The following is a 16,784-nucleotide window of genomic DNA, read 5'->3' on the forward strand; positions in this document are numbered from 1 at the left end:
CTGGCTGCGCTACGGCAACAGCCCCCGCGTCGTCCATGTCACCGAGTCCGGCACCGACGGCCTGGCCGGAACCTTCCACCTACGGCTGGCTGGCTTCGCAGGTGAGAACGGAGAGCGCATGTCGACGGGGCCTGGCAGCCGTTCCTGATCGAGGCGCCCGGGAATGTGGATGAGAACTGGCAGCGCCTCATGGGCTTGGCTCGGGCGTGTCGGCACGCACGGACATCATGCGGCTGTGGACCTGAGACCGGAGTTGCTCATTCAGCAGCCTTTCTGTCACCGGTCCCGCAACCAGCCGCTGAAGGGGTGGTGCGCGGCCGTAGGCGCTCGCCCTGCGGTCCGAAGATGATCAAATACTCGACGGGGCCGCCGGGGCTGGCGTTCGCCACCCCGTGCGGGATGCGGGTGTCGAACTCGGCGACGTCCCCGGGGGTCAGGATGAGGTCTTGGTTGCCCAGTGCGAGCCACAGCCGCCCGTACAGGACGCACAGCCACTCGTGGCCGTCGTGGGAGACCTGACGGGGCCGCGCCGGCGGGTCCTTGAGGGCGGGCAGGACGTGCTTGTGGGCGTGCAGGCCGCCGACGTAGCGGGTCAACGGCAGCACCACCTTGTCGTCGCCGAAGCTCAGCGGCGCCGTAGCGCGCGGCTCGGCCGCGGGGGCGGGTGCGGTGCCGGCCAGCTCGTCCAGGGAGACGCCGTACTCCTTCGAAAGATGCAGCACCGCCTCCAGGGTGGGCTTGCGCCGGCCGGTCTCGATCCGCGACAGCGTGCTGGTCGAGATGCCGGTCGCACAGCTGACACCGACGAGCGTCAAGCCACGCCGCTCGCGCGCGGCCCGCAATCGGGACCCCATCGCAGCCAGCGTGCCGTCCACGTCGTCGACTGCCACCTCGCCCGCTCCTCCTTGCCTTGCCGCTCCACCGCTCTGTCCTGCGAGTTTGCCAGAATGGCAAGGCTGATCGCGTCGGGTGGGTGCCGCGCCGCATGATCGATGAGTAGCCGCCTGCGCCCGCGATCCGAGGAGAAGCCCATGCAGCCCGAGCCGACCGCCGAGCTCCGCCACCGCACCGTCGAGGCCCCGGCCGGGCGCCTGCACCTGGTCGAGCAGGGCACCGGCCCGCTGGTCCTGCTCGTGCACGGCTTTCCCGAGTCCTGGTACTCCTGGCGCCGCCAGCTCCCGGCCCTCGCCGCGGCCGGCCACCGGACAGTGGCGATCGACGTGCGCGGCTACGGCCGCTCCTCCAAGCCGGAGGCTACCGACGCCTACCGGATGCTCGACCTGGTGGCGGACAACGTCGCCGTCGTGCGCGCCCTCGGTGAGGAGAAAGCGGTGGTCGTCGGCCACGACTGGGGCTCCAACATCGCCGCCGCCTCCGCCCTGCTCCACCCTGAGGTCTTCCGCGCCGTCGGCCTGCTCAGCGTCCCCTACGCGCCGCCCGGAGGCCCCCGCCCCACCGACATCTTCGGTCAGATCGGCGGCCCCGAGCAGGAGTTCTACGTCTCCTACTTCCAGGAGCCCGGCCGCGCCGAGGCAGAGATCGAGCCCGACGTCCGGGGCTGGCTCGCGGGCTTCTACGCGACCCTGTCCGCCGACACCATGCCCGCCCAGGGAGAGCCCGACCCGCACTTCGTCGCCCGCGGCGGCCGACTGCGCGACCGCTTCCCCACGGGGGTCCTCCCGGCCTGGATGACCGAGGACGACCTCGATGTCTACGCCGGGGAGTTCGAGCGCACAGGGATCACCGGCGCGCTCAACCGCTACCGCAACATGGACCGAGACTGGGAAGACCTCGCCCCGCACCGCGGAGCCCCGATCAAGCAGCCATCCCTCTTCATCGGCGGCGCCCTGGACGCCTCCACCACCTGGATGTCCGACGCCATCGACACCTACCCCACCACCCTCCCCGGCCTGTCGGCCTCCCACCTCCTGGACGGCTGCGGCCACTGGATCCAGCAGGAGCGCCCCGACGAGGTCAACCGCCTGCTGACCGACTGGCTCGCCACCCTCCAGGGCTGAACCAGTCGGGCTACCTGGGCAGCTTGACGGTTCGTTCGGAGTGGACGGCGGTGACGTAGCGCATGGCGGTCTGCTCGGTGATGCCGAACAGCCGCATCAGCCTGAGCAGGTCGGCGCTTTCGACCGCTTCCCGAGGATGCGATCTTGTCTCAGGCCGCTCAACGTGAGCCCGCGGGGAGGGGCTCCGCTCAGGGTGGCGATGCTGATGGCCGGGTGATCGGGTCGACCGCAGTCTCCAGACAGACCAGGAGGTGGAGCAGCGATTCCACACGAGGGATCAAGGCGCACCGCAACCCTCATCGACCTGGTGAGACGCGAGTGTCAGGCTGTCAGCACTTCCCCGGAACGCGCGCGTACTCCACTACGCGGGTGACAACAAACCTGCCTAGGTGACAACTACCGTGCTTCGGCTCACCCACGCGCGGCACACGAGCCCTTTGGTGCTGGTCAGAACCGGGCGGCGATGTAGCCGATGCCGGTGAGTTCCCGCTAGGCGCAGGGCGCAGGCGCCGCGTTCCTGGAAGTACAGGTTCAGCGCGGCCTGCGCCAGGACCTCAAGCGCCAGATGTTCGGCCGCGCCGGCTTCGCACTCTGCGTAAGAGAGTACTTGTGGCCAGCTGACCACAGGCACACATAGGGTGAGGGCGACGAGAGAAGACGCACCATGGATCCCCGCATACCCCGCCTGCGTCGCAAGCTGGCCGCGATCCCGTTCCAACCACTCCGCAGCCACTCCTTCGGTGAAGAGCAACACGAATTTCGCCTCGGTCCGAAGCTGGCGGAAGCACGCATCGCAGCATTCGAGACCGAGCACGACATCGTCCTGCCCGACGCCTACCGGCAGTTCCTCACACACATCGGCAGCTCAGGCGCGGCGCCGTTCTACGGCCTCATCCCGCTGGAGCGGTGTTCCCTGCTCTGTATGAATCCGCCTGGGGAGCCAGGTGCACCTCGCGGCTTCAGTGGCACGGGAGCTGAGGCTCACGGACGCGACCTCTTCCTCCACGTCATCGAAATGGGCTGCGCCGACGTATGCGTCATCGCGGTGACGGTCCCCTCACCGGTCGCGTCCTCATCGGTAACGGGGACGGCTACTGGGGTCCCAACGTCTCCTCCGCCGACGACTTCCTCGACTGGTACGAACGCTGGCTCAACCATATGAGCGCCGGACGCGACAATCGGGCCCTGGAACTCACCTCACCCCAGCTTCGCGCCCACCCCAACCAGCATCGCATGGCCCCGAGGATCTGACTCTCCGTAACAGCTGCACGGAATGTGAACCAGAACCAAGTGGGCGATGTTGGGAAGGGGATGCGTGGTGGCGGGGGCGGCATGCGTGTGGGTTTGGGCGGCATCTGTGGTGACGCCATGGTCGCTGTGGGGCTGGAGTCACGTTTGCGTCCGACTGATTGAGGCGTCGAGGGCGTGGTGGTTACGGCAGGCAGGGTGGCCGATGTGAGTCAGCTGGGATTCTCCCGCTTCCACGCGTCGATGATTTCGCTCGGGATGCGTCCGCGTTCGGGCAGGTCGTATCCGTTCGCGTTGGCCCAGGCGCGGATGGCGCGTGTGCTGACGGATGTCCGGGCGGCTGCGGCGGGTGTGCTGCTTTCGAGCGTCGACGGGATGAAGGCGGGAGTATGGTCGAGGAGGTCTGCGGGGAACATGGGGACGCTCGTGGTCCCGCTGAGGACGCTGACGAGGAACTCGGTCACGGAGCCGTTGTAGGCGAACCAGCTTGCGCGCAGGGCCTCGTTGACGGCGACGATCCACCGGTCCGGGCTGTCGGCGGGCTGGGTGACCCAGAAGAGGTAGTCCCCGTTGCCCGTGACCCCCATGGCGAACAGGTTCTCGGGAGACTGCGGAAGTTGCCAGGGATCTCGGGCAGCCTGCCGGACCTCCTCGATCTGCTGACGCAGACGCGCTGGCATGGGGCCGGTCAGATCGGCCCATTCGCTAGGGACATACGGCTGGCAGAGGGTGATGAAGCCGCCGAACTGGCCCGGCCCGTAGGTGGTGATGAGGTCCTTGTAGTCCTGCGGCAGGGGCATTCCCAGCGTGTCTTCGATCTGTGACCAGTCAGGGGCAGGGGGAACGACGGCAGGAGGCATGCACAACGCGGTCAGCGCGGCAAGAGAAGTCATCGGTCTCCTCCGTGATCAAGGGCGGCGCGCGGAGGCGGCAGCAGTAACCTCGCCACACTCGACGCCTCGATCACGAACATCGCCGAGACCGTCCCTGTCGCTTTACCAACCCGGACGACTCCCGAACGGCGGTGTCCGTTGCTGTTCAAGTATGGCCAGCTGAACGCCATGGAACGCGGGACGGTTGGTTCCCGGGTGTGTTGACGTAGGGCGGCAGCGGGGTGCGCGCGGTCGTCGCGGCGGAGGAAGGTGATCGCGGGGTTACGCGGACCGGCCATCCCGCAGGACGTCTGGCCGGTGCGGATCTGGGAGCGGTCTTCGTTGAAGGTGACGTCGCGGATCCGGCGCAGCCGGTTCTCGATCTCCCAGTGCGGTGCACTCGGTACCCTCTTCACCTATGCGGGCGCTTGCGGTTCTGTGTGGAGGACTTCACGGGCCTGTTCGGCGGCGCGGATGATGCTCTCGCTGATGAAGTCGAGGAAGCGGGCGATGTTCTCCAGGCGGGCGGCGGCGGGGGTGTTGGGGCCGAGGACGGCGACACCCTGGCGGGCCGTCTCGACGAGCCGGTCGTTGGCGCGGGCGCTGGCGATCGTCGCCTGGTAGAAGAGTTCGTCGTCGACGACGTAGCGGTCGCGGCGTCCTTCGTCGCGCTCTCGGCGGACGAGGCTCTGGCTCTCCAGGAAGGCGATGGCCTTGGAGATGGACGCCGGGCTGACCTGGAGGCGCTGCGCGAGCCGGGACGCGGTGAGGCTGCCCGTGTCGGTGGTGAACAGGCATGTGAGCACGCGCGCCGACATCCTGGTGAGACCCGAGGCCATGAGGACGGCGGCGAACGTCTCCTCGTACTGCGCCATGGCCTCGGTGTCTTGTCCCTGCTCGCGCGGGGCTGCCTGCGGACCGGGCGAGGCGGGAGACCCGCGGCGGCGGGCACGGCGTTCGGTGGCGCGGTGGGCCAGGTCGGCACGGTAGGCGTTCGGGCCTCCGTTGCGCATCACCTCACGGGTGACCGTCGAGGTCGGACGGTCGAGCCGGCGGGCGATCTCCGCGTACGAGAGGTTATCGGCCAGCCCCAGCACGATCTGCTGGCGCTCCTGGTGCGTAAGTCTGCCTCCCGGCACAACCGTCTCCTCGGTGATCTTTCGCGCGGGTCGGTCCTTGAGTGCCACAGTAGCGTTCACCTTCAACTCATTGCAATGAGGGTCAGGATTCCGTTGCATTAGGATCAGGGCCATTGCAACAAAATATTGGCCATGAGCTGCACGTAGTGAATCTCTTCACGGCAAGTTTGTTGCCTGACTATAAAACGCAACGTAGCGTTTTCGATGTCAGAAACCACGAACGCTCGGGGGAGAACGATGCGGACATTCAGCACCCCGACCCCGGTCTCCGCCGTCCTGGTGATCCCCGCCGGGCGGGTCCGGTTCATCGCGGCCGGCCGTGCCGACACCACCGTCGAGGTCCTGCCCACCGACCCCGCCAAGAGCCGGGACGTCAAGGCCGCGGAGCAGACCTCCGTCACCTGTGACGACGGTGTCCTGCGGATCACGGCCCCGACGCCGGACAACAGGTTCTCCGGTGCCTCCGGATCCCTGGAGGTGACCGTGCAGCTTCCGGTCGGCTCCCGCGTCGAGGGCAAGGCCGACGCTGCCGAACTCCGCGTCGTCGGACGCCTGGGAGACGTCACCTTCGAGGGCGCCTACCGCCACATCAAGATCGACGAGGCCGCCGAAGTGCGCCTCACCGCGATCGACGGTGACATCGAGGTCGGCCGTCTGGGCGGCGCCGCGGAGATCACCACCACGCGGGGTGCCATCCGTGTCTCCGAGGCCCAGCGCGGCACCGTCGTGCTCCGCACCGAGGCCGGTGACATCTCGGTCGGCGCCGCGGCCGGAGTCTCGGCAGCGCTGGACGCCGCCACCGGCTACGGCCGCGTCAGCAACGCCCTCAAGAACGACGGCACCACCACCCTCCGGATCAGCGCCACCACCTCCAGGGGCGACATCAGCGCCCGCAGCCTCTGACAAATCAGAGCCCGGCCCCACCAGCGACCAGGGGGAAACAGACGATGAAGAACAGCACTTCCGCGAACGGTTCGACATGGACCGGCATGGTGCCGGTCGAGGACACGGCCCTGGCCGTCACCGACACCGGCGGTCCTGGCATCCCGGTGGTCTACCTCAACGGCCAGTTCGCCACCCAGGGGTACTGGAAGCGGGTCATCGCCGAACTGGGCACGCAGTACCGGCACATCACCTACGACGAGCGGGCCCGCGGAAGATCGAAGCGCTCGGCGGACTACTCCTTCGCGGCGGCCGTCCGGGACGTCGACGCCGTTCTCGCGGCCAGAGGGGTGGACCGGGCGCTGGTGGTGGCCTGGTCGTACGGAGCCGTCGTCGGGGCGCACTGGACCGACCGGAACCCGGAACGCGCCCTCGGCGCGGTCCTCGTCGACGGCGCCTTCCCCTACGACTGGCTGGACGAGGCGATGGAACAGAGAATCCGCAGGCTCTTCCGCAGACTGAGCTGGTTCCTGCCCCTCCTTCGCCCGACCGGCCTGGCCCCACGGATGACCGCCGAACAGCAGGCGGAGAGCAACATCGAGCTCGGCAGGCTCTCCCGCGAAAGCGAGCTGGGCCCGGTGCTGGACGGCATCACCGTCCCGGTGCGGTACGTGGTCGCCTCCGGTACGTCGTTCGGGAGCCGCGGTGACGAGCAGGAACGCATCCGCGCCGGCCTCGACGCGGTGACCGCGCGCAACCCGAACATCCGGATCGCCGCAAAGGTCAGCAGCAACCACGGCGCGCTGCTCAAGAAGGACTTCACGGCCATCGCGGCAGCCGTACGCGAGGTCGCCACCCGCTGACGGACCGTCCACACGGCGGGCAACTTCCGACGAGAAGGAGACGTGCACGGGGCGCGCACCGCCGCTTCGACGGTCCCCTTGCCTCGGCAGCGCACTGCGACGACGAGCGGCGGAGAGACATTGCCATTCGATACGACAAGACCGCGGGTCCTGCCAGGCGACTACTGTCACCCTCGGCGTCACTCTTGACAGGGCGTGATGTCCACGCCAGCACTGCCCGCTCATTCACGGGCCGTGAAGTTCGGTCTCCCAGTCCTGGAACGGCGGCTCTACCTCGTACGCCGGGTCGCAGAGGCGGCGAATCCACTGTGCGGCACGGTACTGCGCGTCCCCGTCGTTCAGCACCTGGCCGTCTGCGTCGACCTCCAGCACGTTGCCATAGATCGCGAAGACCTGCTCCAACGACGAACCGAACTGGAAGAGAGCCGGCCGGTAGTCAAAACCGTCGAGCAAGTCGACGTCGATGGTGCCGTTCGCCAAGTAGAAGGCGAAGAACCGAAGCGAAGCACGCACGTCGACAGGAAGATGTCCCACCTACACATCATCCAGGGGTCCAGACCACCCGGGCAAGATGTTTTGACGACACCCTAGTGCTCTGACCGGCAACGTTGGGCCGTACTCGTCGACGATCACGGTTGGCTCCAACAGAAAGACGTCCCGGCGGACAGGGCCGTAAGCGATATTGAACGTGTCGAGCCAGTACGATCACCCGTGGCTTCGCAGGATGCTGGGTGAAGCGGATCCACGCGTGCGAGCACGCGGAGCCGATCGCCCTCGTCCCTCAGGCTGACGCCGAGCTCGCGAAGAGTCTGTGACCGGGGGCGAGTCGAGGCTTCACCGGGAGGAGGGCTTGGTCGTGGTGACTGCCGCGATCGTTCAGGACGGGCGCCTGCTGGTGATGAAGCCGTTGGCCGCGCTGGAGAAGGTGCCCATGCCTGCCGCTTCTGAAGCGCCGTGGCTGCTGGCCGCGTAGGGCCTCGTCTGCCTAAAAATAGGGTGCGGTCGGCCGAGCCGCGTTGATAAGTAGGCCATGTGACAGACCGTCTCGAGTTTTCCGCCCTGCTGCAGCTGATCGACGAGCAGTCGGCCGCCTTCCGTAGTGCGGTTGCCGCCGCGCCCAGCCTTGACGTGCCGGTTTCGTCCTGCCCCGAGTGGACGTTGTTCGATCTGGTGCAGCATCTGGGCACGGGCCAGCGATGGTGGGCCGCGATCGTCGCCGCGGGGCCGGCGGTGGCTCCGCCGACCAAGGACGCCGCGCAGGCGCCACGCGAGCTCGAGGCGCTGCTGGCCTGGTACGCCGACTCTAACGAGCTGCTCCTGAGCGCACTGCGCGAAGCCGGCCCGGAGCGCGCGTGCTGGACGTGGTGGAGCGCCGGCGTGTCGCCTGCGACTGCCTGGGGCGTTGCCCGGCGCCGGGTGCACGAGGTGCTGGTGCACACCTACGACGCCCAGCTCGCCGCAGGCGCCGTGCAGCCGATGCCGACGGACGTCGCGATCGACGGCGTGGCCGAGTTCCTCGACACGTGCAACTCCACCCCGGCGGCCTGGCCGCACGAGCCCGCCACCATTCACTACCATGCCGCCGAAGGCCGCTCCTGGCTCCTCGTGCTGGACGACACCGGCGCCTGGCCCGCCCCCCTCACGGGCAATGCCGCTCCCGCCTCCGCTTCGGTCACAGGCACGGCCGAGCAGCTGCTCCTCTTCGTCTGGGGCCGCCTCACGATGGACGACCTGAAGATCGAGGGCGACCAGCAGGTGTTCGAGCATCTGATCGCCTGGGAGCCCGAGGAGTAGCCAGCCACTGCCGCTAACTGACGCGCGCGGCGGCGCTCACGTTCGTTCTCAGCGCGCTTGCGTCCGGTTACGCAGGCTCCGGGCCAGCAGCGTGGGCGGCGGTGCTGTCGGGGTTGGCGGGGAAAAAGAAGAACGCGACGGCGGTTCAGCAGCTGACCGAACTCGCCGCCGCGAAGGGCGCCACCACCTCCCAGCTCGCGCTGGCCTGGCTGCTCGCGCAGAACGGGCACATCGCGCCCATCCCCGGCAGCCGGAACCCGAAGCGTGTCCGGGAGAACATCGCGGCCGCCGGCCTCCGCCTCACCGACGCCGACCTGTCACGCATCCGCGAGATCCTCCCCCACGGCGGCCACGGACCCCGTATCGGCGACGGCCACGCACCCGCCTGGATCTGAGCACCCCTTCGCGCTTCGCACCCGACCTCACGACCGCACGACCGCACGACCGCACCCGAACCAGGAGTTGCCATGGCCGAGAACCTCACCCTCGAACAGCGCGTACAGCGGCTGGAGGACATCGAGGAGATCAAGAAACTGACCGCCACCTACTCCGACTACGTCAACAAGGGCTGGATCGGCAAAGAGGTCGCGTTCGACAAGCTGCCGAGCGTCTTCACCTCGGACGCCGTCTGGGAGAGCGCCGCGATGGGTGTGAAGGCCGAGGGCATCGACGCCATCGTGGCCATGCTGGGCGAGGCGACCGCGGGCGGCAGCTTCGCCATGCACAGCTTCACCAACCCGATCATCGACGTCGACGGCGACAGCGCCACCGGCAACTGGCTCCTGTGGGTCGCCGTCGCAGGCGGCGGCAAGCCCAACGAGGTGCACCAGAGCGAGGATCTGCGCTACGTCCGCACGCCGGACGGCTGGCGCATCCAGGACCTCAACCTCCACTTCGGCCAGCTACTCCTGACCCCCTGACCGCCACACACGGCGACCACGCCCGCACCCATGAGAACGGGCGGCCCTGTGCAGTCCGGCCTCCTTGGGGTCTCCGCGCTCTGTTCATGTCTTCAGTCACGGCCCTTCCATCAGCCGTTGGATCGGCCTCCAGCGTGGGGCGTCGTCATCCGGAACGTCCGGTGACGCGAAGTGGAAGGGCACCTGGAGGTGGCCGGCCAGCGCCCGGCCGGCCTCGGCGGCAGTAACGGCAGGAGGAGGGCTGTCAGATCGGTGGTAGACGGTCGCCAGGTGCCCCTCCCCCTCCGGGGCGTCAAGGACTGCCACCAGGAGCACGAACCAGTCGTGGACCGTATCGCCGTCCCAGAGCGCCTCCACCGCTGCCACGCGGCCGGGAAGAGCTGCGGCCCGGGCTGCGAGCGAGGGGAGGTCCAGCGGATCGGGCGGCGTGCGCTGTACGCGGTCGCCGAGAGCTTCGTATCGGGCGTGGACCACCCGCTCGGCTTCGTGCAGGCCGACCTCCAGGGGTCGCAGCGCTTCCCAGACGGACCTGACCGCCGCCAGCCGACGGTCGCGCAGCACGTCGGCATCGACCTCACGGCGAGTCCGTTCCTCCAAGTAGAGCCACCAGCCGCTCATCGGGCCACCAACCGGGATTTCAGGATGCGCGTCACGGGTTCGAACGTACGCCAGGACTCGGCAGCGCCCGTTTCAGCTGGTGCGATGTCCGATCCACCGTGACGGCGGCAGCGTGGTGAGTGCCTGCACCGCGGCGATCATCGCGGCGCGGTGGATCTGCAGGCGTTCCGGATCCCATGGCGGTTGGTCTGCCAGTGATCGCAGGGCGGGCGAGGCGTTGGCCCATGCGGTCGTCAGTCCGAGCAGGAGGGCAAGGATGTCGGCGGGGGTGACCGTCTTGGTGACGATTCCCTGCTGCTGGGCGCTGGAGATGGCGCCGATCTTGGGGTGGTAGGCGTCTACCTGGGCCGGAGAAGCGTCGGGGCGTTCCAGTTGGGCCCAGCCGGTCAGGCGCAGTACCTGGGGATGTTCCAGGAGGTAGTCGAAGAGGTTGCCCGCGTAGCCGGGGAGGTCGTCGGCGGTGAACGGGACAGCCTCGGCCAGGTCCGCCAGGCTGTTGGCGACCACGAGGTCGAAGAGGTCGTTCTTGTTGCCGAAGTGGACGTAGATCAGGCGCTTGTTCGCCTTGGCGGCCTCGGCGATGCGGTCCACGCGGCCACCCGCCAGCCCGAACTGGGCGAACTCGTTGTACGCGGCTTCGAGCAGGCGCTTTTTGGTGGCAGTGGCGTCCGGCGGCATGAGTAGAGAGTAGTCCGTTTGGTAACTACACGGATAGTGAGGTTCACCATGCGGGCACCGGACCAGCGGGGGCGGCTGCGCGCGGGCCGGCGGCAGGGGTGAGGGCGGCGCGCCATGAGCCGCCCGGGTGAGGGTACGGCGTCCGGCCTCGCCCGACGCCGGACCGGGCCGCGGTCCCGGGTTAGTGTCTCTTCGCGGCATCGAGGTAACTATCTGGTTATTGATAGTCCGGCCGCCCGGCGTTACGGTGTATCTATCCAGGTGGTTACCTGCGGTGGTCGGGGTCTCGAGTCCTCCGATCCGAGCGCGGATCCTGCGATAGGCCGCTTCCGCGCCGTTTCCCCCCGCAAGCTAGGAGCGAGATCATGAAGGCTGTTGTGATGACCGGTGCGAACCAGCCGTGGGAGGTCCAGGAGGTCCCCACCCCGGTGCCCGAGCCCGGTCAGGTACTGGTGAAGGTTCGTGCTTCGGGCATGTGTTTCACCGACGTGTGGGCCACGCAGGGCTACGGCGGGGACATCTACCCGCAGACCCCGGGCCACGAGGTCGTCGGTGAGGTCGTCGAAGTGGGTGCGGGCGTGCACACCCGTCAGGTCGGTGACCGGGTCGGTACGACGTGGGTGCAGTCGGCGTGCGGCCGCTGCGACTACTGCCGCCAGAACCTGCCGCTGACCGGCCAGACCGCGATGAACTGCGTCGCGCCGCGGACCACCGGCTTCGCCGCCCAGGGCGGGCACGCCGAGTACATCGCGATCTCGGCCGAGGGAACGGTGCTGCTGCCCGACGGTCTGGCCTACGAGGACGCGGCGCCGATGATGTGCGCGGGTTACACCACGTGGAGCGCTCTGCGGGATGCCGAGCCGCAGCCGCACGAGAGGATCGCCATCGTGGGCATCGGCGGGCTGGGGCACGTGGCCCTGCAGCTTGCCAAGGCGTCGGGCTTCGAGACCATCGCGGTCACGCACTCCCCCGACAAGCACGACCTGGCCGTCGAGCTGGGCGCCGACCACGTCGTCGCCAACGGCCAGGAGCTGCACGAACTGGGCGGGGCTGACGTCCTGATCGTCACCACCAACGCCTTCGAGGCGGCGGAGGAGGCGATGACCGGCCTGCGGCCCGGCGGCCGTGTCGTCCTGAGCGGTCTGGATTTCTCCCGGCCGTTCTCCATCTCCTCCGAGGGCATCCCGTTCCACATGATGCGCCAGAAGGTCATCGGCTCCACGCACGGCGGCCAGCACTACCTGTCCGAGGTCGTCGACCTCGCCGGCCAGGGCAAGGTCAAGCCGATCACCGAGACCTTCTCCCTCGACCAGGCCACCGAGGCGTACGACCGGCTCTCCTCGGGCAAGATGCGATTCCGCGGCGTGTTTCTCCCGCACGGCGCCTGACCCGGCGCCTGCCTGCCCGGCCCGCCGACGCGCGGGCCGGGGTGCCGGGTGGGGCGGCTGATGCCGTCCGGCACCTCGGCGCGCCCTCACACTCCTTCTTCGGAGCCGTCGGCGCCGAGTACGCCCGCCGCGCCGAGGGCATGGCCCAGGCGGTCACCGCCGAACTCGGCTCACCGCTTGAGCTCTCCCGCAGCCTGCACGTTCCCGCCGCCCAGCCTCCGCCACCGCTCGCGGCCGCCGCTCTTTTGTACGCGCCCGATCGCAGGCTGAGACGTCCACCGTCTCCTCAGGGGGAACATGATGCGCATGAGCGAATCCCGAAGCACCGGCAGTACCGGCGGTACCGGTAGAGGCAGGCTCGCGCACCGGCTCATTCCGATGACCGGACGCGATCCCGGAGAGGCACACCGGGTCGCGACACCGCTGGAGCTGCTGTTCGACCTGACGTTCGTCGTCGCGGTCGGCACCGCGGCCTCCCACTACGCGGAGCTGCTCGCGGGCGGGCATGCGGCGCAGGCCGTCGTCGCGTTCCTCCTCGCCATGTTCGCGATCAGCGTCGCCTGGATCAGCTTCAGCTGGTTCGCCTCCGCGTTCGGCACGGACGACTGGCTCTACCGGGCACTGACGATGGTGCAGATGATCGGGGTCGTCGTCTTCGCGCTCGGCATCCCCGCGATGTTCCGCTCCGTCGAGGAAGGCAGCCACCTGGAACTGCGGGTGATGGTGAGCGGCTACATCGTGATGCGCGTCGCCATGGTGCTCCAGTGGTGGCGCGTGTCCCGGCAGTCCCCCGCGTTCGCCAAGGTGGCCCGGGCGAACATCCTGTGGACCCTGGTCGCCCAGATCGGCTGGACCGTGATCGGCTTCGCCGATCTGCCGCTCGTGGCGGTGATCGTGTGCGTCGTCGTGATCGGAACGCTGGAGCTGCTGCTCCCGGTGCTCGCCCAGGGCGGCCCCGGCAGCACGCCCTGGCACCCGCACCATGTCGCCGAGCGCTACGGCCTGTTCGCGATCATCGTGCTCGGCGAGAGCGTCGTCGGCACCGCAGCCTCCTCCGGCGACCTCCTCGGCGGCCCGGACGGCACGCAGTGGACCGGAAACGCCATCGCCGTCATCGTCGCCGGTGTCGGACTGACCTTCGGGATGTGGTGGACCTACTTCTCCACCCCCTTCGGCGACATCCTCGTCCACCGCCGCAAGCGCGGATACCTCTTCGGCTACGGGCACATCCCCCTGTTCACCGCCATCGCGGGCGTCGGCGCAGGACTCCACGTGGCCGGCCTCTACATGGAGCACCACGCACACCTCGGCCCCACCGCCGTCGTGCTGTCCCTGGCCCTCCCGACCGGCCTCTACCTGCTCATGGTCTACCTGCTGCACACCCTGCTGCTGTCGGCGATCGACCCCTTCCACCTCCTGCTCATCGCTCTCACCCTCGTCGTGCTCGCCGTGGCGGCACTGCTGTCGGCCGCGGGGGTCTCCGTAGCGGTGTGTCTGCTCGTGGTCATGCTCGCCCCCTACGTCACCGTGATCGGGTACGAGACGATCGGCTACCGCCACCAGCGCCGGATGCTGGACGACCTGCGCTCCGGGCACGAGGGCACAAGCTGAACCCACGCGGTTCCATCAGGGCACTCACCTCGGACCCTCGGCCGTGGCACCGCCGGACACGGTCCTGTACTTCACGCGCTCTCCGGGAAGGGGTTCCCGTTACGCCGCGGCACCGAGGGGCTGCTCCGCCCAGATGGTCTTGCCCACGTTCTCGTACCGGGCGCCCCATCGCTCGGCCAGCTGCGAGACCAGGAGGAGACCGCGGCCGCCCTCATCGGTGGTGCGGGCGTGGCGCAGGTGGGGGGCCGAGCTGCTTCCGTCGGAGACTTCGCAGGTGAGCCGGCGGTCGTTGATGAGGCGCAGGTGTACCGGCGGCTGGGCGTAACGGATGGCGTTGGTGACCAGTTCGCTGACGATGAGTTCCGTGGCGAACAGCTCCTCTGTCAGACCCCAGGCGTCGAGCTGCCGGGTGGCGAGGGAGCGGGCGGTGGCGACGGCCGCCGGGTCCGAGGGCAGCTCCCACTCGCCGACCGACGCGGGGTCCAGGGTCCGGGTTCGGGCGATCAGGACTGCCGCGTCCTGCGGTGGATCGGCCGGTACCAGTTGCTCGGTGAGCGTCATGCTCGCGCTCTGGACGGATTCGGTGGAGGTGGCGAGCAGCCGCGCGAGTGCGGCGCGTCCGGTGTCGTCGTCGAAGGCCTGCAGCAGTCCTGGTGTGAAGAGCGCCAGACGGCTGCCCTGCGGGAGGTGCCGCTCGACTCTTGCGAACGGCGGGCCCGGCCGGCCCAGAGGTTCGGCCGGTGGAAGCTCCGGGAACGTCACGGTGCCGTCCGGGCGGAGGACGGCCAGACCGGTGTGCCCGGCCGCCGCCAGGGTGCACCGGCGGGTCACCGGGTCGTACACCAGGTACAGGCAGGTGGTGCCGACGGGGCTGGCGGCCGCCTGATCCACGCACTCCTCGTCCATCTGCCGGACCTGGTCGTCGAGCCGGGCCATGACCTCGTCCGGTGCGAGGTCCAGGGCCGCGAGTGTCTGTACGGCTGTGCGCAGTCTGCCCATGGTGGCTGCGGTGCCCATGCCACGGCCCGGTGTACGGCCCACCACGAGCGCGACACGGGCTCCGGGAAGGGCGATGACATCCGTCCAGTCGCCGCCCGCCCCGGAAAGCACCATGTGATGCCCCGCCTCCACCGCACCGGGAGCGGGCAGGTCGCGCGGTAGCAGGCCGCGCTGCAGCGTGAGCACCGCGTTGTGCTCACGCATGTGCAGGCGTGCGTTGTCCAGGGCGATGGCGGCGCGTACCGTCAGGTCCTGCGCCAGGGCGAGGTCCTCCTCGTCGAAGGGCCGGCCAGGAGACCAGCGGTAGAGGGTCACCAGCCCGAGTGCGCAGTCCCGTACGACGAGCGGGACCACCATGAGCGAGCGAATCTTGTCCTTGCGCATCCGCCCACCACGAGCGGGCTCATCACGTACCCATGCACCGTCGTCGTCCTGGTCGATCTCACGTATCAGGCGTGGCTGGTGGTCGATGAGCGCCTGGGCGGCTGGTGCGGCGCCCGGAAAGTCGCCGGGCTCGTCGGCCGCGTAGACGCCGGGCTCGGCATCGCTTCGCCTGCACCGTGAAGCGGCGCGCCGCAGGGACCCCCCGGACTGTCCAGGGGGCTGGGGCATGTCCTGCCCGGTGAGAACCGGCTCCAGAAGGTCCACGGTCACGCTGTCGGCCAGCCGGGGCACGACCATCTCCGCGAATTCGTTGGCGGTGCGCAGCACGTCCAGCGTCGTCCCGATCCGGGATCCGGCTTCCGCGGTCAGGGCCAGCCTCTCCTGGGCGCGGTGGCGGTCGGTGACATCGACGACGGTGTCCGCGACTCCCAGGACGCGGCCGTCCTCGTCCTCCAGCCGGAACGCCGCCGCTGAGTAGGTGTGCTCGGTGTCGGGGTCACCGGGTGGTCGACCGGTCTTCTCGAAGCCGAGGACGGGTTCACCTGTCTCCAGCACGGTGGTCAGCACTTCTTCGGCATGCTTGGCGCTGAACGTGGGCCACGCCTCTGTGGGCCGCTGTCCCAGTCCGTGGGTCGCGCTGATGCCCTGCATTCCGTCGGCCGCGGCGTTGAACCGTGTCAGGCGAAGCTCCGGATCAAGCAGGCACAGCCCGATCGGGGAGCGGTTGAACAGGGCGTCCAGGAGGGCCTTGTCGACCGCGGACGTGTCCTCTCCGCCCGGCAGTAGTTCGACCTTCACCCACGCGCCCTCCGGCTGCGCCTGCTCACGGCGCAACCGGATGCGGCAGCCGACGAGGCCACCGTCCCGGTGCCGGAAAACCGCATCACCGGCGGCGGCCCGGTCGTCACCGAGCAACTGCGTGAGAGGCCGGCCCACGACCAGTTCTGCCGGGTACCCGAGCAGTTCCTCGGCTGCAGCACTCCAGCCGACAACGGTGCCCGCGGTGTCGATCAGCAGGAAAGCCCGCTGTTCTGCCGCATGGCCCGTTCCGTCCGGAGGACGCTTGTCATCTGCCGATCGGTTCATCGCGCGGCCGCTTTCGCATCACTCGTCATCCGATTCGGTGCTCTATTCAGTCTCGCGTGGCTGACCCCGCTCCGCTCGGGCAGCCTGGCGTTGGCCTGGCCGCCGGGGGCTTGACCGACGCCCGCCGATGTCGCTCGCCACCCCGTCCGCTTCGTGCGGCTGCGCGACTACGTCACGCGCAGCAATCGCCACAGCTCGTGACCGGCACGTTCCGTCCGCGTCCACGCCCCTGCCGGGTGCGGCGCCCTGCACCAGACAAAGTGGCTGTCGGATCCGCCTGCCGC

At 69.0% G+C, this 16,784-nt stretch carries 16 protein-coding genes and 2 pseudogenes; 9 read left to right on the plus strand and 9 right to left on the minus strand.

The window, feature by feature from the left end:
- Positions 1-257: 257 nt before the first annotated feature.
- On the minus strand, positions 258-890 hold the full coding sequence (locus tag ABZ898_RS23765; protein WP_361662335.1) for an XRE family transcriptional regulator: 633 nt from the start codon (positions 888-890) through the stop codon (positions 258-260).
- Between the two features lie 141 nt (positions 891-1,031).
- Between ABZ898_RS23765 and ABZ898_RS23770 the strand changes: the two genes are divergently transcribed.
- A complete protein-coding gene (locus ABZ898_RS23770) occupies positions 1,032-2,018 on the plus strand; it encodes an alpha/beta hydrolase (RefSeq protein WP_361662338.1) in 987 nt (328 codons plus the stop codon).
- 385 nt (positions 2,019-2,403) lie between these two features.
- On the opposite strand, the gene ABZ898_RS23775 is transcribed toward ABZ898_RS23770, so the two are convergent.
- Positions 2,404-2,832 carry a hypothetical protein gene (locus ABZ898_RS23775; RefSeq protein ID WP_361662663.1) on the minus strand — a complete coding sequence of 143 codons (429 nt, stop codon included), beginning with the start codon at positions 2,830-2,832 and terminating at the stop codon, positions 2,404-2,406.
- Here ABZ898_RS23775 and ABZ898_RS23780 point away from each other — a divergent pair.
- Positions 2,725-3,269 (plus strand): annotated as a pseudogene (locus ABZ898_RS23780) (SMI1/KNR4 family protein). The gene ABZ898_RS23775 and the pseudogene ABZ898_RS23780 overlap by 108 nt on opposite strands.
- Before the next feature lie 209 nt (positions 3,270-3,478).
- On the opposite strand, the gene ABZ898_RS23785 reads toward ABZ898_RS23780, so the two are convergent.
- Both ABZ898_RS23785 and ABZ898_RS23790 read right to left on the minus strand, forming a co-directional pair.
- Positions 3,479-4,159 carry a histone-like nucleoid-structuring protein Lsr2 gene (locus ABZ898_RS23785; RefSeq protein ID WP_361662341.1) on the minus strand — a complete coding sequence of 227 codons (681 nt, stop codon included), beginning with the start codon at positions 4,157-4,159 and terminating at the stop codon, positions 3,479-3,481.
- 395 nt (positions 4,160-4,554) lie between these two features.
- Positions 4,555-5,277, minus strand: a complete 723-nt coding sequence (locus ABZ898_RS23790) for a helix-turn-helix domain-containing protein (RefSeq protein ID WP_361662344.1) — start codon at positions 5,275-5,277, stop codon at positions 4,555-4,557.
- Between the two features lie 237 nt (positions 5,278-5,514).
- Between ABZ898_RS23790 and ABZ898_RS23795 the strand changes: the two genes are divergently transcribed.
- Together ABZ898_RS23795 and ABZ898_RS23800 are read left to right on the plus strand one after the other, a co-directional pair.
- A complete protein-coding gene (locus ABZ898_RS23795; RefSeq protein ID WP_361662347.1) occupies positions 5,515-6,180 on the plus strand; it encodes a DUF4097 family beta strand repeat-containing protein in 666 nt (221 codons plus the stop codon).
- Between the two features lie 44 nt (positions 6,181-6,224).
- The gene (locus tag ABZ898_RS23800) at positions 6,225-7,022 is read left to right on the plus strand and encodes an alpha/beta hydrolase (protein ID WP_361662350.1); all 798 of its coding nucleotides are present in this window, start codon (positions 6,225-6,227) and stop codon (positions 7,020-7,022) included.
- A 225-nt stretch (positions 7,023-7,247) separates the two neighbouring features.
- Here the strand turns inward: ABZ898_RS23800 and ABZ898_RS23805 are convergent, their stop codons facing one another.
- Both ABZ898_RS23805 and ABZ898_RS23810 read right to left on the minus strand, forming a co-directional pair.
- Positions 7,248-7,556 (minus strand): hypothetical protein, encoded by a 309-nt coding sequence (locus tag ABZ898_RS23805; RefSeq protein ID WP_361662353.1) that lies wholly within the window; start codon positions 7,554-7,556, stop codon positions 7,248-7,250.
- Positions 7,557-7,834: pseudogene (locus tag ABZ898_RS23810) on the minus strand (hypothetical protein); the annotation flags it as partial.
- A gap of 220 nt (positions 7,835-8,054) precedes the next feature.
- On the opposite strand from ABZ898_RS23810, the gene ABZ898_RS23815 reads away from it, so the two are divergent.
- The 3 genes from ABZ898_RS23815 (at position 8,055) to ABZ898_RS23825 (ending at position 9,736) form a co-directional block, all read left to right on the plus strand.
- Positions 8,055-8,816, plus strand: a complete 762-nt coding sequence (locus ABZ898_RS23815; protein WP_361662356.1) for a maleylpyruvate isomerase family mycothiol-dependent enzyme — start codon at positions 8,055-8,057, stop codon at positions 8,814-8,816.
- Positions 8,817-8,929: 113 nt separating this feature from the next.
- Entirely contained in the window at positions 8,930-9,211 is a 282-nt protein-coding gene (locus ABZ898_RS23820) for an aldo/keto reductase (protein WP_361662359.1), read from the plus strand.
- Positions 9,212-9,283: 72 nt separating this feature from the next.
- Positions 9,284-9,736, plus strand: coding sequence for a nuclear transport factor 2 family protein (locus ABZ898_RS23825; RefSeq protein WP_361662362.1), 453 nt, complete (start codon positions 9,284-9,286; stop codon positions 9,734-9,736).
- A 96-nt stretch (positions 9,737-9,832) separates the two neighbouring features.
- Here ABZ898_RS23825 and ABZ898_RS23830 read toward each other — a convergent pair whose 3' ends face one another.
- Positions 9,833-10,354: a hypothetical protein gene (locus ABZ898_RS23830; protein ID WP_361662365.1), complete on the minus strand. Its 522-nt coding sequence runs from the start codon at positions 10,352-10,354 to the stop codon at positions 9,833-9,835.
- Between the two features lie 72 nt (positions 10,355-10,426).
- On the minus strand, positions 10,427-11,032 hold the full coding sequence (locus ABZ898_RS23835) for a TetR family transcriptional regulator (protein WP_361662368.1): 606 nt from the start codon (positions 11,030-11,032) through the stop codon (positions 10,427-10,429).
- 365 nt (positions 11,033-11,397) lie between these two features.
- Between ABZ898_RS23835 and ABZ898_RS23840 the strand changes: the two genes are divergently transcribed.
- Together ABZ898_RS23840 and ABZ898_RS23845 are read left to right on the plus strand one after the other, a co-directional pair.
- On the plus strand, positions 11,398-12,420 hold the full coding sequence (locus ABZ898_RS23840; protein WP_361662371.1) for an alcohol dehydrogenase catalytic domain-containing protein: 1,023 nt from the start codon (positions 11,398-11,400) through the stop codon (positions 12,418-12,420).
- A gap of 378 nt (positions 12,421-12,798) precedes the next feature.
- The gene (locus ABZ898_RS23845) at positions 12,799-14,031 is read left to right on the plus strand and encodes a low temperature requirement protein A (protein ID WP_361662630.1); all 1,233 of its coding nucleotides are present in this window, start codon (positions 12,799-12,801) and stop codon (positions 14,029-14,031) included.
- 99 nt (positions 14,032-14,130) lie between these two features.
- Here ABZ898_RS23845 and ABZ898_RS23850 read toward each other — a convergent pair whose 3' ends face one another.
- Entirely contained in the window at positions 14,131-16,431 is a 2,301-nt protein-coding gene (locus ABZ898_RS23850; RefSeq protein WP_361662633.1) for a SpoIIE family protein phosphatase, read from the minus strand.
- Positions 16,432-16,784 lie beyond the last annotated feature (353 nt).

The sequence above is a fragment of the Streptomyces sp. NPDC046860 genome (genome assembly GCF_040645115.1).
Classification (GTDB): domain Bacteria; phylum Actinomycetota; class Actinomycetes; order Streptomycetales; family Streptomycetaceae; genus Streptomyces.